General features: G+C 61.0%; 10 protein-coding genes. 1 reads left to right on the top strand and 9 read right to left on the bottom strand.

The window, feature by feature from the left end; all coding sequences use genetic code 11:
- Nucleotides 1-19: 19 nt before the first annotated feature.
- The 9 genes from N909_RS0103315 to N909_RS0103355 form a co-directional block, all read right to left on the bottom strand.
- Nucleotides 20-1,180 carry a type III polyketide synthase gene (locus N909_RS0103315; protein WP_051689484.1) on the bottom strand — a complete coding sequence of 387 codons (1,161 nt, stop codon included), beginning with the start codon at nucleotides 1,178-1,180 and terminating at the stop codon, nucleotides 20-22.
- A gap of 55 nt (nucleotides 1,181-1,235) precedes the next feature.
- Entirely contained in the window at nucleotides 1,236-1,847 is a 612-nt protein-coding gene (locus N909_RS0103320) for a YceI family protein (RefSeq protein ID WP_029911373.1), read from the bottom strand.
- 18 nt (nucleotides 1,848-1,865) lie between these two features.
- On the bottom strand, nucleotides 1,866-2,291 hold the full coding sequence (locus tag N909_RS0103325) for a response regulator (protein WP_029911376.1): 426 nt from the start codon (nucleotides 2,289-2,291) through the stop codon (nucleotides 1,866-1,868).
- A 215-nt stretch (nucleotides 2,292-2,506) separates the two neighbouring features.
- A complete protein-coding gene (locus N909_RS0103330) occupies nucleotides 2,507-3,877 on the bottom strand; it encodes a sigma-54-dependent transcriptional regulator (RefSeq protein ID WP_029911379.1) in 1,371 nt (456 codons plus the stop codon).
- Nucleotides 3,878-4,003: 126 nt separating this feature from the next.
- Nucleotides 4,004-5,278, bottom strand: coding sequence for a sensor histidine kinase (locus tag N909_RS24340; protein WP_051689485.1), 1,275 nt, complete (start codon nucleotides 5,276-5,278; stop codon nucleotides 4,004-4,006).
- 15 nt (nucleotides 5,279-5,293) lie between these two features.
- A complete protein-coding gene (locus N909_RS0103340; RefSeq protein ID WP_051689486.1) occupies nucleotides 5,294-6,829 on the bottom strand; it encodes an FAD-dependent monooxygenase in 1,536 nt (511 codons plus the stop codon).
- A gap of 24 nt (nucleotides 6,830-6,853) precedes the next feature.
- Nucleotides 6,854-11,476, bottom strand: coding sequence for a glycogen synthase GlgA (glgA, locus tag N909_RS24345; protein ID WP_051689487.1), 4,623 nt, complete (start codon nucleotides 11,474-11,476; stop codon nucleotides 6,854-6,856).
- A 5-nt stretch (nucleotides 11,477-11,481) separates the two neighbouring features.
- Nucleotides 11,482-12,519: a galactose-1-phosphate uridylyltransferase gene (locus N909_RS0103350; protein WP_029911390.1), complete on the bottom strand. Its 1,038-nt coding sequence runs from the start codon at nucleotides 12,517-12,519 to the stop codon at nucleotides 11,482-11,484.
- Between the two features lie 25 nt (nucleotides 12,520-12,544).
- Nucleotides 12,545-14,686, bottom strand: a complete 2,142-nt coding sequence (locus N909_RS0103355) for a glycoside hydrolase family 57 protein (protein ID WP_051689488.1) — start codon at nucleotides 14,684-14,686, stop codon at nucleotides 12,545-12,547.
- 236 nt (nucleotides 14,687-14,922) lie between these two features.
- Here N909_RS0103355 and mnmL point away from each other — a divergent pair, with 236 nt between their 5' ends.
- Nucleotides 14,923-15,867 (top strand): tRNA modification radical SAM protein MnmL/YtqA, encoded by a 945-nt coding sequence (gene mnmL, locus N909_RS0103360; RefSeq protein WP_036682844.1) that lies wholly within the window; start codon nucleotides 14,923-14,925, stop codon nucleotides 15,865-15,867.
- Nucleotides 15,868-15,914: the final 47 nt, after the last annotated feature.

Below are 15,914 nucleotides of genomic sequence, written 5' to 3' on the forward strand. Positions count from 1 at the left end.
CCGGGTTCGCTCGACCCCCTTATTCTACAGTCGCGGTCAAAACAGTCCTGCTGTCGCGTTGCGCAGCGCTGGCTGCACGGTGCGCCTCAAGCAGCCCCATTTCCACGGTCAGGCCGGGGCCAAAGGCCATGGCGCAGACCTGCTCAGACGGTGGGGCGCTTGCTAAATGAAGAATATCCCGCAGCACAAACAGCACCGTGGCGCTGCTCATATTACCGAACCGGCGCAACACCTCCCGGGACGGCACGACCTGGGGCGCGGCAAGATCCAGACTCGCGGCCACTTTATCGACAATCGCCTTGCCCCCGGGGTGGACCGCCCAGTGCCCGATATCGGCCCGGCTCACCCCGGCCCCGGCCAACAGCGGCGCAACAGCGCTTTCGATATTGGCGCCGATGATGCTCGGCACATAGCTGGAGAGGGCGATATCAAAACCGAAATCGCCGACCGTCCAGGCCATATCACCAATCCCGTCGGTGATCAGAGCGGACCGGAAGTCGCCGAACCGATAACTCGCACAGTCGGCAGCCGGCTCCCGGGCGCTGACGATGGCTGCGGCCGCGCCGTCACTGAACAGGGAATTGGCCAACATGGTGTCTTCCCGGTCGTTCAACTGCAGGTGCAGGGTACAGAGTTCCAAGCAGAGCACCAGGACCACCGCGGCAGGATTGGCGGCGCAGAACTGGCGAGCCATGCGCAACGCCGGAAACGCGGCGTAGCAGCCCATGAAGCCAAGGTTGTAGCGTTCCACCTGGGCCGGCAGACCGAGATCGTTGACCAGGTGGTAATCGATGCCGGGATTACTGAACCCGGTACAGGACGCGGTCACCACATGGGTGATTTCCTGCCCCGCGATGCCGGGGACAGCGGCCAGCGCCCGTCGTCCCAGCTCAACGGCCAGCCGCCGCGACTCACGGGTATAGATGGCATTGCGCTCGGCGGTGGTCAGTTCACGCCGTTTACCGGAGGTGTCCCGGGGCAGAAAATCGCCCTGCAGGTTGTCGTCAAAACTGCGAATAACGCTGTACCTGGTGTCGATCCCCGATTTTTTGTAGAGCACCCGTATCATCCGCGCCAGACGCTCGTCTTCGACCCATTCCTGCATCTTGACCGAGGCATAGTCCTGTGCGTAAACATTTTCCGGAGTGATGGTTTCGATATGATGAATCCAGACAGACATGGCAATCTCCTTTAAGCGACGTTGAGGCCCTTCTCCCGTAGCGACCGCCGGCACCTTATTGGGCCGGAGTCGTTGCCGCCAACGCCAGGGCATCCCCCTGCAGAGTGACCTCGACCCTGACCCGCAGTTGGTCGGCAACCCGGATGATCCCCAGCACCGAGGGCGGCTTCAGCTCAAAATCCTGCAGTGACAAGGGAAACTCGGCCACCATGTCGACCTGGCCGGGGGTTTGTTTAAAGCTGCTGATAGTGGCCTCGACCGGACGGGTGATGCTCCGGATGGTCAGGTCAAACGGCAACGGTTCGGCCGTGTTGCCGCTGCCCAGCTGTTGCAGCAGTGCGGCCGGATCGAGTTCGCCGAAACGCCCTTTGATCTGCGGATACTGCTCGGCCTCGAACATGGCATACATATTTTTATTGCGGCTGCCGTTGTCGGTATCCAGCCCAGTCACCGGGACCCTCACCACGGCAGCGCGGATAACCTCCCTGCCCCCATCTGTCGTTTGCGTCGTCCACGTAAACGGCTCGCAAGCACCCTGTCCTTCAACTTTATGCAGGGTGGAATCGACAAAAAACTTGACCGTACAGGTCCCGCTCAGGGTCGCGGCAGAGACCAGCGTTGCCGGGAGCAGAAGCAGGACAATGAGCAAAGAATATTTTATCACCATGATAACTCCTTTAGGTGGTTAACGATCCGGTGACGTTTGGCGACCCCGCTCGCCACCAGTCGCGGCGGCAGCCCGCAGCACCCGCCGAATCAGCTGCAGCAGTTCACAGTTATCAAAAGGTTTCGCGATATACTCAATGATACCAGTTTCCCGCATCTCGGCCAGGCACCGGGGCGACAGGAAGCTGCTGAACAGGATACAAGGGCCGCCCCCGGTCAGGGCGTGGATGCGGCGACAGAAAGCGAGCCCGCCGCAGTCGTTCAGTTCCAGATCGGTCAGCACCAGATCGAACCGCTCTTGACTGAGCAGGTCAAGGCAGGCGGTCTCCCCGCCAACCGCGACCACCCGATAGCCGGCCTTTTCCAGCAGGCTGCTCAGAATGATCCGATAATTTTTCTCTTCATCAACAACCAGAATGGTTGCTGCGCTTTGCCGACCAGCCATCACCGCCTCCGGAGTCCCATCCGCCGGCTGTCCACCAAACCATCCCGGGGCTGGGAAGAACAGTCAGCCAAATCCATGACCAAACCACAAGCAGCAGCCGTGCCAACTAGCTAACCAGCTGGAATCACAAGAATCGGGCAAAAAAAACGGGGCGCTGCGTACAAATTTTTGTACACAGCGCCCCGGACCGATTGCCAAATTGCCCAAATTTTGAATCAGCTCTCCATAAGGCCGAATTTCTTCAATTTATACTGCAGATTACTGCGGCTGATCCCCAGCAGCCGGGCTGCAGCAGCCTGCACCCCGCGCGCCTTGACCATGGCCTGCCGGACCAGATCAGCCTCGATCTCTTCAAGTCGTTCCGGCAACGACCGGCTGAAATCGGCCGTTTGCCAAGGTGAAGCGCCTCCCCCGCTGTCGGTCTCCCGGAGCGACAACGGCAGGTCTTCCGGCAGCAGCTCGGCGGCGCGGCTGAACAATACCCCGCGTTCGATGATATTCTGCAACTCGCGCACATTGCCGGGCCAGTCGTAACGCTGCAGCAGCTGCAGTGTTTCAGCAGCAATCCCCTGGACCGGCCGCCCCAGTTTGCGGGCGTAGAAGGTCAGAAAATGCAGCGCCAGCAAGGCAATATCTTCCGCTCGTTCGCGCAGCGGCGGCAGGGTCAGGGTGACCACGTTCAAACGATAGTAGAGATCTTCACGGAAGCTTCCCGCGGCAATCATCTCCTGCAGGTTGCGGTTGGTGGCGGCGACGATCCGCGCATCACAGGCGATCTCGGCATTGCCGCCCACCCGGCGGAAACGTTTTTCCTGCAGCAGTCGCAACAGTTTCGGCTGCAGACCCAACGACATTTCCCCGATTTCATCCAAGAACAGGGTGCCGCCATCGGCCATCTCCAACAGGCCCCGTTTGCGCTCTGTCGCCCCGGTAAAAGCCCCCCGTTCATGGCCGAACAGCTCACTCTCGAGCAGGGTTTCGGAGAAAACCGCGCAATTGACACTGATCAGGGCACCCTGCCGGCGGGCGCTGGCCCGATGCAGCGCCCTGGCCACCAGTTCCTTACCGGTGCCGCTCTCCCCACAGATCAGGATCGAGGTCGGCGCCGGGCCGACCCGGGCAATATGATCCAGCAACGCCCTGATCGCCGGACTGCTGCCGAGCAGTTCGCGCCCGGCCCCCAGCTCCAGTTGGCGCCGCAGCAGATCGTTCTCGGTGCGCAGCCGCGAATAGTCCAGGGCCTTTTCGACCACCACCAGGATTTCCTCATTTTTGAATGGTTTGGTCAGATAATCGAAAGCTCCGCTCTTGATGGCCTGCAACGCGGTCTCCACCGTGGCAAAGGCGGTCAGAATGATAAACGGCAGCTGCTCGTGCTGTTCGCGCACCGCCTGAAAAAATTCCATCCCGTCCATCTTCGGCATGCGCAGGTCAGACAGGATCAACGCCACATCCTCACGCTGCAGCAGCTCAAGTGCGGCAAAGGGATTTTCCACCGCCGAAACCCGGTGCCCGGCCGCTTCGAGCAGCCGGGTCAGGATGATCCGGTAATTCTTCTCATCATCAACCAGCAGGATATGCGCCATCAAAGTGTTCCATTTGGTGAGTTGTTGGTCTTCAGTTTGCGCCCGGTTTGCCGCTCCACAGCAGAGTCAGGCTTGACTGAACCGAGCAGCCAGAAGCCACCCATTAACAAAACCGGCCTGAATGGGTCAAGCGCTCCCCTTAAGCGGCAGCTGCACGGTGAAGCAGGACCCTGTGCCGACCACGGATTCCAGCACCAGTTCGCCGCCGTGGCTTTGAATGATCTTGAAGGAGTTGGCCAAGCCGAGACCGGTTCCGCCCCCCTTGGTGGTAAAAAACGGATCAAAGACTTTCCCCCGGTGCTCCGGCGGAATGCCACAGCCGTTATCCGCCACCATGATCTGCGCCTGCGCGTCCTTTTCCCGCAGGGTGACCGTAACCTTGCCGCCAGCGTCCGTCGCATCGAGGGCGTTGAGCACCAGGTTGAGCAGAACCTGCCGGATCATCGCGGCATCCACCTGCACCAGGCAGGGGGAGCAGAGATTGCTGAAGCTGATGCTGACCCCTTTGTGCTCGGCACTGCTCCGCAGCGAATCGACATCACGGCTGATCAGGGCACCCAGGTCGCAGTCGGCCAGGTTTGGTTCCAGCTGCCGACCGAAAAACAGGAAATCGGTGATCAGGCTGTTCAAACGGGTCGACTCTTCCTGGATGATATCGAGTAGTTGCTCGGCTGCGGGATCGTTCACTTCCTGTTCCAGCAGCTGCGCCGAAGAGGAAATAATCCCCAGCGGATTACGGATTTCGTGGGCAATACCGGCCGACAGTTCCCCCAACGAGGCCAGTCGCTCCTTGGCCCGCAGTGACTTCTCGGCGCTTTCCAAACGGGTCAGGGAATCCTGCAGATGCTGCTGATTGCGCAGCAGTTGCTCATTCAGCTGGTGGGTTTTTTCCAGCTGCAGCCGATTGCGCCGGGCGAAATTCTGGACCAGGGTGCCGACCAGAAAAAACATGATGCCGAAGCCGAGCAGTTCCGGCAACTCCTCGCTCTGGGCCTGCTGATGCAAATACATGTGCGGCGGCAGATGACTGACAAACAAGAACAGGGAGGCCGTGCAGGTCCAGAGGGTCGTCTTGAAATCGGCATAGGAGGCCACGAAAATAATCGGCAGAAAATAGACGATCCACAGCGGGCTCTCCTCTTCCCCACGGGTCAGCCAGACCACCAGGGTACACAACAGCAGGTAGGCGAGCAGCGGAATGAACAGCCGATGCGGGTTCGGTGCGGGTTCGTCCCGGAGTCGGTATTCGATAAAGAAGTGACAGCCGACCAGGGCCGCAAAAGCCAGGGCGCCGGACAAAAACCACCCGCTGTGCTCAAAAAACAGCAACAGCACCAGCAGCAGCAAAAACAAGCTGCTCTGGACCAGGGTCAAGGCTGAAAAATGCTGCTGGTTGTGCATCGGTACTCTCTTTCCTTAGTTCCTGCTGCGGTCGTCAACCACCAGGTCTGCGGCCACAAAACGATCCGGGCGGACGATCAAGGCCCGCCCAGCGCAACCACCCAGCCAGCGGTCGAAGGCCTGATAAACCGGCGCGGTCGGTCCGCTTGCGGACAGCTGCAGATAACTGAGCCCGCGCCGCTCCCAGCTTTCCCGCTGCGGCGGGGAGAGCACCTGTTGCGGCGACCGGGCAAAGCTGAGCAGGGTAAAATCCCTCCCCAGCAGCTCATCCAGCAGCACCCCGTTGCTCAGCTGCGGCTGGGGCAGATACTGCCCGACCCGCGACCGCGCTCGCCGCTGATCGCCGGCATAGACCGGGGTGACATTCCGACCGCGGATTTCCAGCAGCTGCCTGAGCGCCGGGATACCTCCAGCCAGGCCGAAAAAGAGGCTGATCAAGCCAGCCTGCAGCGCCGTTCTGGGCATCATCAGCCGCCCCATACGCAAGGCCAGTTGCAGCATCCGCTGCTGATGCGGTCGGCGTTCCGCCTGGTAACTGTCGAGCAGGGTCTCCGCGCTCTGCCCTTGTACCACCTGGGCCAACTTCCAGGCCAGATTGGCCGCATCGCGCAGCCCGGTGGCCAGGCCCTGGCCGGCAAACGGCGGCGACAAATGGGCTGAGTCACCGGCCAGAAAAACCCGCCCGCGCCGATACTCGTTCACCACCCCCGCCTTGTAGACATGGACCAGTTTGCGCACCGCTGTCGTGGGGGCATGGGGTTTGCGGGCCGCGATGAGCCGGCGGATCAGGTCATCATCAAGGCAGGTCTGTGGAGCGGGGTAATATTTCTTGCGCAGCAGAAACTCCCAGCGCCGGTAGCCGCCCGGCAGGGGGATGGTCGCGGTCGGACAGCGCGCATCGCACCAGACTTCGACCCCTTCCGTCAACGGCTGCCCCACCAGCTCCGGGGCAAAAGTATCGACAATCAGCCAGGACTCCTGATACGCCCTGGCCTCCAGGGCCAGCCCCAGGGCCGTCCGAATGGGACTGCGCCCGCCATCGCAGGCGACCAGGAAAGAGCCGGAAAAGCTGGTCCTGCCAGCCGCCGTGCGGGCGCTCACGACGACCCGGTCGGCCGCCTGCTGCAAACCATCGACCTCGCAACCGGAACGGTAAGTCAGGGTGCTAAAACGCTCCAGTCCGTTACGCAGCACGGCCAGTACCTGGTGGTAAAGAAAGACGTTCCCGCGGGCATAGCCGAAGGGGCGTCCCTGCTGCTGCATGGAAAAGATCGGCCGCCCGCCAGCGTTGCGGTAGGTGAACACCGTATCCCCTTCCTCGCCTTGGGCGACAAAGGGGAGAATCTCCGCGCCCAGGCCACACTGCTGCCAGATGCGCAGACTTTCGTCGTCCAGGGCCACCGCGCGCGGTTGTTCGGGCAACGCCAGCTCCTTTTCCAACACCAGCACCCGCAACCCGGTCGAGCCGAGCAGATTGGCGAGGGTCAGGCCGACCGGCCCGGCACCAACAATGATGATGTCATTATCACCGGCCTGCGCAGCGCTGCTCATGGCTCAGTCACCATTGCCAGCCCTCTACTCCACAGCGGACGGCGCCACCAGAGAGCGATAATGCTCCTCGTACTGACGGGCGGAGTTTTCCCAGCTGAAATCCTGTTGCATGCCCCGTTTGACCACCGCATTCCAAACCCGGCGCCGGGCATAAAGCTGCAGGCCCCGATCAATCGCAGCCAGCAATTGCCCTGGCTCGGAATCCGGGAATACGAAGCCGTTGCCCTGACGCGGATTGTCACTCAGATCAACAACCGTATCGGCCAGGCCGCCGGTGCGGCGGACCACCGGCAGCGCACCGTATTTAAGGGCAATCATCTGGGTTAAACCGCAGGGTTCATACAGGCTCGGCACCAGCAGCAGATCGGCCGCCGCATAGAGGCGCCGCGACAACCCTTCGTTAAAGGTCAGATTGATGGCGACCCGCTGTGAATCCCGCCCCTGCTCGCGACGCCAGAACTCCATCTGCTGATGATTGCCGGAACCGAGGAGGACAAACTGCAGATCGCGTTCGAGCAGTTGCGGCCAGATCGCTTCGATAAGATCGATCCCTTTTTGCCGGTCCAGCCGGCTGATCACCGCAACCAGTGGGGTCTGCGCGGCAATCTCAAGGCCGAGTTCCTGCTGCAGGGCCTTTTTGCAGGCCACTTTCCCGGCCAGGTTGGCGGCCGAATAATGGCGCGGCAAGGCCACATCGATCTGCGGGTCCCAGCCCCTGCCGTCAAGGCCGTTGATGATCCCGTAGAGGTTCAGGCTCCGGCTCCGCAGAATGCCGTCAAAGCCATGCCCTTGTTGCGGTTGCTGGATCTCCTGGCAATAGGTCGGCGAGACGGTGTTGATCAGGTCAGCAAAGACAATCCCCCCTTTGAGGAAAGACAGGCTGCCGTAATATTCGAGGGCGTCCGGGCGGCCCAGTTCCCAGGGCAGCTCCAGCTGGTCCAGCAGCGGCAGGGGGAAGCGGCCCTGATAGCCGAGATTATGGATGGTCAGCAGGGTTTTGCTGGCGGCAAAGAAGTCCTGGTCGCGGTAGACGGTCTTCAGCAGAACCGGCAGCAGTCCGGTCTGCCAGTCGTGATGATGGATCAGGTCCGGTTGGAAATCGAGGACCCGGGCGGTTTCCAGGACAGCCCGGCAGAAAAAGCCGAAGCGCAGGCCGTTGTCGGCAAAATCACCGTCCGCGGTGCCGTACAGTTCGTCGCGGTCGAAAAATTCCGGGGTATCGATAAAGACAAAGGGGACCCCGTCATAAACCGCTTCTTTCAGACTCGCCCGCCAGGTCTGCCCGGACATGCTGATCTGCACGCTGTGGGGAAGCTTGACCAGTTGATGGTTCTCCGCCGTGGTGCGATAGCAGGGTATCACCACCAGCACATCGTGACCCAGCTGGCGCAGAGCTCGCGGCAGAGAGCCGGCCACATCGGCCAGCCCGCCCGACTTGGCAAAGGGGGTCGCCTCGGAGGCAACAAAAAGAATCTTCAGCCCGCCACTTTTGGCGGGGATCGGCTTGCCGCTGAGCCGGGTCTGATCGAGTCGCTGGAGCAGGTGATCACAACGGAAGCCGGCCTGTTCAGCGAGCCGCCCGGCCCGCTGTAGTTGCCTGAGTACCCTGATCAGCTGTTCCCTGGCAAGGATCGGCTCCTGGGCATGGAGGGGGCTGAGCCGGGCCAGTTCCGCTTCCAGCACCAGCAGCAGCAACTGCTCAAAACCGGCCTGGTCAAACCAGTCGACAAAGTCGTAATAATGGGCCCCGCACAACCGACGCAACTGGCGGTGATTGAGGATCCCCTCGAGCAGCAGGTACAGCCCCTTTTCGTCAAGGGGGGAACAGCGCTCCAGCATTCCGGCCAGCGCGGCGCAGGCGTCCGGCCCCGGTTCCAGCCCGGGCCAGCGGATATGGATCATCAGCTCCAGCAGGTAAGCCCGGGACATCCCCTGCAATTCTTTCTGCAGATAACGCGGGCAGGCGCTGGCCAGCAGAGTCTCGACCGCGCGCTTGCAACGGTCCGGTCTTTCCAGGGCGAACAGGGCGCTCAGGTCCTCGGCACTGCCTTGCAAAAGCAATGCGTCCCGCTCCAGGTAATAGTTACGCACCCCGTGATCGCCAAAGCGCTGCCAGAGCTGTTGCCAGCGGCCATCGTGATCGATGAGGGGGGTGAACCCGGTCAGCACCCGGTGGGCATAAGGCGCCAGCTGAAACTCTCCTCCCTGGGCGAGTTGCCAGCCCGGCTGCAGATACTGGTGCCCGGAGGCGAGATCGGACATGAGCACGAAGTCGCGGCCAGTCTCTACGGAACAGGCCCGCTGAAAGGGAATCCCGTCCTTGTCCGCCATGTAAACCGCCGGCCCGATGCGCCCGGCAATGTGCTTATTGGAGTTGTTGCAGAGGATCAAAACACTCTGCTCTTCAAGGCGGTTGCTGTACGCGAAGACATCCTGCTCAACCCCGAAGACCGATTCGAAATCGTACAGCTGAAAGCTGCCGGCGCCACTGAACAGCGCCCGGCGCCGCAGCAGCGGGAAAATTTCGCGGCCATGGCGCTCGACCATCTGCTGGTCGGGCTGTTCCTCCCAGCGTGGAGTCAAGTACTCCATGCCGTACTTTTCCTTCAACCCTTCGATCTGGCCGTGCCCGAACATGGGCAGGCCGGGCATGGTCGCCAGCAGGGTGGCGACACAATAGTATTTGTCCCCGTCGCCGAACTGTTCAATGGCCGGCTTCTCATCCGGATTGCTCATGAAGTTGACGAAACGCTGTAGAATAGCCGGGTCGAACTCAAGAATATTCTTCAGGGTTTCCCGATATTTGCCATTTTCTTCACGTTTGAGCATGTTCATGAAGGCGCTGTTGTAGACCCGGTGCATTCCCAGGGTGCGGACAAAGTAACCTTCCATGAGCCAGAACGCTTCGGCGATGAGCAGGGTGTCCGGGGCCTCGCGGCGGACCCGGTCGACCAGTTCACGCCAGAACTCGATGGGAAACGCCCGGTCGAAATCCTCTTTGCTCATGGCATGGTCGCTGCGCGAGGGGACACCGGCCCCGCCGCCCGGCAACGGATACCAGAGCCGTTGAAAATGGCGTTTGGCCAGGGTCATGGCGGCATCGAAGCGGATAATGCGGAAATCCCGGGCCACCCGGATGATCAGCTGGATCATCGCTTCCCGCAGCTGCGGCAGCAGGTAATTCAACTGCGCGGTATCGTTCCAGGGCAGATGGGTACCGTCGTTGCCGTGGTAGATATAGCGCACCTGGCCGCTGTGACGATGCTGATAGCGACACACCACCGCCGCTTCTGAGTGATCGAAGTAGCCGTCCTCGATCTGGAGCAGATACTCCGGATCTTCACTCAGGTCCGGCCCGCTGAAGCGGTAGCCGGGGTAAGGCGGATAAGGCAGCTGAATAAACCAGTCAGGGTGCTCGCGCAGCCAGACCGATTCGATGCCGGTATGGTTGGTGACCACATCGCAGGCCAGGTCGATCCCGCGCCGACGGCAGCGCTCCTTGAGGTTTTCCAGAGCCCCGTTGCCGCCGAGATCGTCCGCCACCACGTATTCGTCGATGGCATAGGCCGAGGCCGCGACCTGGACCTGCCCGCACAGCTGTTTGACCTTGAGGGAGGCTTTGGACCGTTTCCAGAGTCCGATCAGCCACAGGCTGCTGAAGCCCTGCCCAGCCAGTTCATCCAGTTCCGCATCGGGAATCTGGTCGAGCCTGCGTACCTCGCGGTGATATTTGGCGGACAGCTGCGCCAGCCAGACGTATGTCGATTTGGCCAGCAGCACGGTCCGCGGCATCCAGTCGGTATCCGCGGTAAAGTTGGCGTATTCCTCATCGGCAAAGGCGGCCGGGGAGAACACCTCAAGTTCCGGTTCGCCGGGAAAGCCGAACTGCATCCCCTCTTTTTCGAACTGATCGAAGGCGGTGGCGATGCGCGCCAGCAGGTCCTCGGGGAGGATTTCGGCCCAGAGTTGGCGCAGCAGCAGCAATTGCTCCGGCAGGGTCGTCGCCCGCAACAGCGGTTCCAGCAACCGCGCCAGCAGCGACTGCGGCTGCCCGGCGAAACCGTCATCGACGGCGGGGATCAGGGCGTCAAGCTGTTCCAGCCGGCCCCGGTAGCCGGTCTGCTCCTGCAAGGTCTGTTCTTCACTGGCGAACAGGTTGCGCGCCCGTTCCAGGGCCGGGTTGCGGGCCTGGACAAAGAGCAGAATTACCTCCAGCAACAGCTCCTTGCTCTGCCGACCGCTTTCCAGTCGGGTCAGCAGGGCCGTGATATCGGTTTCGCGCAGTTCCACGGGCAAGGCCGGAAAAACCTGCAGAAAATGGCTGAAGACCTGTTCCAGTTCGGGCATCTCGATGACCTGCCCGGCCACTTCGACCCGGTTCTTGCCGATCCGGCCGTTGCGCCGCTCCAGGAAAACCTCCGCCACCCGGCGCAGGACCAGGTTCAGAGTGGCCCAGAGCTCCAGCTCCGCCGCGGTGAACGGCTTCGCTGCGCCCGGGCGGAGATAATCGGCGAGCAGATGACGAAAAAAGGTGCGTTGCGGACGGGGCGACCGTTGAAAATGTTCGGTCAGGCGGGTGCCGGTCCAGGCACCGCGGCCACATTGAACATGCAACGGATAACAGGTGTCGCTGAATTTATTTTTCATTGTCCTCAATCAAAGCTGAAATCGGCACGCCGGAGGAATTCGGCGGCCTCTTCCGGCGGAGTCGGATTAATGTTGAAACCGGAGCCCCATTCAAACCCGGTCATCCGGGTCAGCTTGGGGGCAAGTTCGATATGCCAGTGGAACTGGTCGGGCAGGCGCGCCCATTCATCCTGTCGGCCCCAGCGCAAATGCATGGGCGGCACACTGTGCAGGGTGAAGGAAAAGGGCGGATCGCGCAGCACCGCTTTGATCCGGCGCAGGGTGTCGCGCAGAGTCCCGGCCAGCAACCGCAACTGCTGATCGCTCTGCTGGGTGAAGTCGTGTTTGTGCTTGACCGGGGCGATCATCAGCCCGAAGGGAAATTGCGCGGCATAGGGGGCATAGACGATAAAGTTGCCATCATCGCTGACCACCCGGGTGCCCGCAGCCTGCTCCTGTTTGATCAGGTCGCAGAGCAGGCAACGCTGCTTGCGTTCGTAGTGCTCGCGGCTGGTCCGCAGCTCTGTCTCCACCAGCGGCGGCAGGACCGGCACGGCAATCACCTGGGAATGGGAGTGAGGAATATGGGACGCCGCACCGACGCCGTCGTTCTTGCAGATGAACAGGTAACGGAAGCGGCTGTCGTTGCGCAGGTCGAGCATGCGGCCACGATAGATCTTGAGGACTTCGGTAATCTGCTCTTCCGTCAAATCGGCCAGGGTTTTGCCATGTTCGGCGGTTTCGATGATGACTTCGTGGGCGCCGATCCCGTTCATGCAATCGTAAAGCCCCTCGGCCCGGCTTTCCAACTCCCCTTCGATGCGCAGGGCCGGAAACCGGTTCGGAATCACCCGCACCGACCAGCCCGGCTGATTCGGGGCGCTGCCGCCGGGGCGAAAGGCATAAATTTCCGGCGGAGTGCGACTTTCGTTACCGCTGCAGAACGGGCAGGCCTTGGTGGTCAGGACTTCGCGCGGATAGATAAAATCCTGTGGCCAGCGCCCCTTTCCCAGGGTCATGATGACCCAATTGTCTCTCAGTGGATCCCAGCGTAATTCAGACAAAATTTTTATCCTTTCAGCAGTCGGTTCAGACCGACCAGTTGTTTTCGTCGAGGGTCCGCCCCCGGTAGCAGAGCCCGGCATGCCCTTCCGCCGGCCAGCGCCCGTTTTCGCGCCCGTCACGCACGGCATGGCAGGTCAAATTGATACTCTCGCCGACCTTGATCTGCAGAGCCGCAAGGGGCGCCGCCAGTTCCAGAACCTGCCCGGAAGCCGCCTCGCCGCTCCCGACCACCTCGCTTTCGTTAAGAATCGTCAGGCTATTGTCGGCAAAGCTATAGCGCAAATGATACAGCTGTTTGGAGGAAATGCGTATCTCGAAAAAGCCGTTGTCACGACAGAGCCGCTTAAGCAGCTCAGGTTCGTTGATGCGGAAATAGAGGTGATCGTCATCATAGCCGAAATACAGAGATTCCAGGTTGGCCCGACTCGAATACATGGCTCCACCGGTGGCCAGATCGATGCGCCCGGCCGCCAGCCATTCGAAATAATCACCAACCCGCCCGTCGATCTGCGGGGTAAAGCAAGCGGTCGGCTCAAACCCGGTCGCTTTCTTCAGCACCGGCTTGATTGCCTGCTGCAACCGCCCCGGCACCGGCAGTTGGCGCAGCTGATACAGACCTTCCAGGTGGAGGCGGAAGAGCCGGTCAAAGATATCGGCCTGGGCGGTCACATGCTCGTCGCCGTACCACCAGAACCAATCGCTCCCTTCGGCCCGCAACAGTTCACGAACCAGATCGCTCAAGGGTTGATCTGGTTTTTCGAGGGCGCGGGTCACCTCATCGGCAATGATGTCACGACGGGTCTGGGCCAGCAGCTCCCAGGCCAGGTTCTCCTCGGGATGGCCAATCCAGGTGGTAAAATCCGCCCGAATCCAGGAGCCCGCCGCCAGCCGCGCCAAGGGGACGGTCTCCACCTGATCCAGGGCATCTTTGATCCGCAACAGCTCCAGTCGGGGCTCGGCCTGCAGCGCCTGGTAAAAATCACGCAAAAACGGATAGCCGTTATCGGGATAGCGCTCCCAGCAGTTTTCCCCGTCGAGGATGATGGCCACGGTTCCGCCCGGCGCCGTGTCAGCAATCTGTCGCAACCGGCGCAGCAGGTCCGCGACCGCTTCCTCGGTCTGCCAGGTGGCATAGAGAAAACCGATCCGGTCCGACAGCTCGCGGTCCCGGAACAACAGCGGCAGCCCTTCAAAATCGTAAATTCGATAGAGCAGGCTGCGGTTGCCGAGACCGGTGTCCAGGCTGCGCGCCAGGATCTCCTCGTCCGTGGCCGCCCACAGCGCGCCTTCCTCACGCAGCAGACGTGCCGCCTCAACACTCACCGCGCCCTCGGCAGGCCACATCCCGCGCGGCCGCTCACCGAACAGCCGGGCAGCGGTTTTGAATCCTTCGCGGATCTGCAACCGGGCATCTTCCGGAAAGCGGAACGCGGCGGCCGGCAACGGCAGCCCTGGGCTCGGTTCCTGGGCCGTCTGCAGATTGCACAACAGCGGCAGAATCGGATGAGCATAGGGGGTCACGGAGATCTCGATCAGCCCCTGTTCTTCCAGCTGCCGGTGGGTTTCGAGGACCTTGTTCAGTTCCTGATTGCAGAGTTTGAGCAGCTCCTGCTTCTGCTCGGCGCTGAAATTCTCCCCCTGCTGCAGCAGGTCGGCAACCAGCCTGCTCTTGCGGCGCAGGTGCGAACCGGTCCAGGCAAGCAGAAACCAGACCTGCAAATCGAGCAAATCCTGATCACTGAAGTCGGCAGCGGTTTCTTCGGGGATAGCGCCGCGCTGCAGAAACAGCTGATGATAGCGGCGATTGGCCCGGATCTGGGTATCTTCATTGACGGAAAAAAACTGCCGGACCATGAACTGCCGCTCGGCCGGCGTGAGAGCCTGGGGGGATTGCGCCGCTATTTCCAGCCAGCGGTCACGATCCTCTCCGGCGACATAGCGTTCCAGCTGTTCAAGCAGGGACGGAACCAGGTTAACCGTCACCCGGGCGCCGGTTTCCGCGACAGTGGCGAGCATCTCGCCATAATCCTTGATCCCGTGCAGCCAGGTCCAGGGGAGCAGCGTCTGCCCGCTGATCGGATCGCGATAATCGGGCTGGTGCATATGCCAGAGGATGCAGACTTTTAACGGGGGAACAGTTTTGGTTGTTTGTTTGGCTGTGGGCATGATCTTTATCAACCTTTAAAACGAAGCATTCGTGTAAATTTAAAAGCGGGAGACAGAGAGGCTAACCTGTGGTCGTCTGTTCTTTGCGTTATGTTCAGGTCAGTCATCGGGACAACATCTTTCTTGCGCAGGTTCTCGACGGTTGTTACAACCCTGTGGGCCAGTTGTAAGTTTAACAGATTTCCGCCACGATAAGAAACTTGCCCTTCCACCGCTGAACTGGCATGATGCCCGCCATGCGAAAAAAGGCCTTTAATCTCTACTCGACCCACCTCAAGCAACGCTTTGGCGGCCGGGTCCATAAGATATCCATTGATGCTGGCTTTGGCTGCCCCAACCGGGGTGGCGGCCGTAACGCCCATGGCTGTCTATTCTGCGATCCCGGTGGCTCGGGCGCGGTCGGCATCGAACGCAATGAACCGATTGCGGTGCAGGTGGAACGAGCCAAGGAGCTGATGCGCCGAAAGTACCGCGCCAAGTGGTTCATCGCCTATTTCCAGCCCTTTTCCAACACCTTCGGCCCGGTCGAGCACCTGCGCTCCTGCTATGACCAGGCCATGGCCGTCGAGGATGTCATCGGCCTGGCCGTGGGGACCCGCCCCGATTGTTTGCCGGATCCGGTCCTCGACCTGCTTGGTGAATATCATCGCGACAGCTATTTCTGGCTGGAATTGGGACTGCAGAGCATTCACGACAAAACCCTGCATTACCTCCGTCGCGGTCACGACTATGCCTGTTTTCTGGATGCCTACCAGCGCGCCAAACAGCGCGGCTTGCAGGTCTGTGTTCACGTTATTCTGGGGCTGCCGGGTGAAAGCCGGGCCGACATTCTCGCCACCGCTGCCGAGCTGGCCCGGCTCAGGGTCGACGGAATCAAGCTGCACCTGCTGCATATCCTGGAGGGAACGCCCCTGGGAGAACTCTACAAGCAGGGGCAGGTGCCCATGTTCGAAATGCAGGAATATGTGGAGCTGGCCGTCGACTTCATTGAACTCCTCCCACCCGAGACCCTGATCCAGCGCCTGACCGGCGACGGTCCGCGCGATATTCTGCTGGCGCCGCTCTGGTCGATAAACAAATGGGAGATCCTCAACGCCATCGACGACGAGCTGGAAAAACGCGGCAGCTGTCAGGGTGACCGCTATAGCGCTGGGCAAGCCTGCCGTCAGGAGCAGACATAAAAAAAGCCATGGCTACGAAAATGCCATGGCTTTTCTGCTGATAACAC

It is taken from the genome of Pelobacter seleniigenes DSM 18267 (genome assembly GCF_000711225.1).
In the GTDB taxonomy this organism is placed as follows: Bacteria; Desulfobacterota; Desulfuromonadia; order Desulfuromonadales; family Geopsychrobacteraceae; genus Seleniibacterium; species Seleniibacterium seleniigenes.

Coding starts and splice junctions, on each gene's coding strand:
- N909_RS0103315 (WP_051689484.1), bottom strand. CDS start 1,180: ATGTCTGTCTGGATTCATCATATCGAAACCATCACTCCGGAAAATGTT.
- N909_RS0103320 (WP_029911373.1), bottom strand. CDS start 1,847: ATGGTGATAAAATATTCTTTGCTCATTGTCCTGCTTCTGCTCCCGGCA.
- N909_RS0103325 (WP_029911376.1), bottom strand. CDS start 2,291: ATGGCTGGTCGGCAAAGCGCAGCAACCATTCTGGTTGTTGATGAAGAG.
- N909_RS0103330 (WP_029911379.1), bottom strand. CDS start 3,877: ATGGCGCATATCCTGCTGGTTGATGATGAGAAGAATTACCGGATCATC.
- N909_RS24340 (WP_051689485.1), bottom strand. CDS start 5,278: ATGCACAACCAGCAGCATTTTTCAGCCTTGACCCTGGTCCAGAGCAGC.
- N909_RS0103340 (WP_051689486.1), bottom strand. CDS start 6,829: ATGAGCAGCGCTGCGCAGGCCGGTGATAATGACATCATCATTGTTGGT.
- glgA (WP_051689487.1), bottom strand. CDS start 11,476: ATGAAAAATAAATTCAGCGACACCTGTTATCCGTTGCATGTTCAATGT.
- N909_RS0103355 (WP_051689488.1), bottom strand. CDS start 14,686: ATGCCCACAGCCAAACAAACAACCAAAACTGTTCCCCCGTTAAAAGTC.
- mnmL (WP_036682844.1), top strand. CDS start 14,923: ATGCGAAAAAAGGCCTTTAATCTCTACTCGACCCACCTCAAGCAACGC.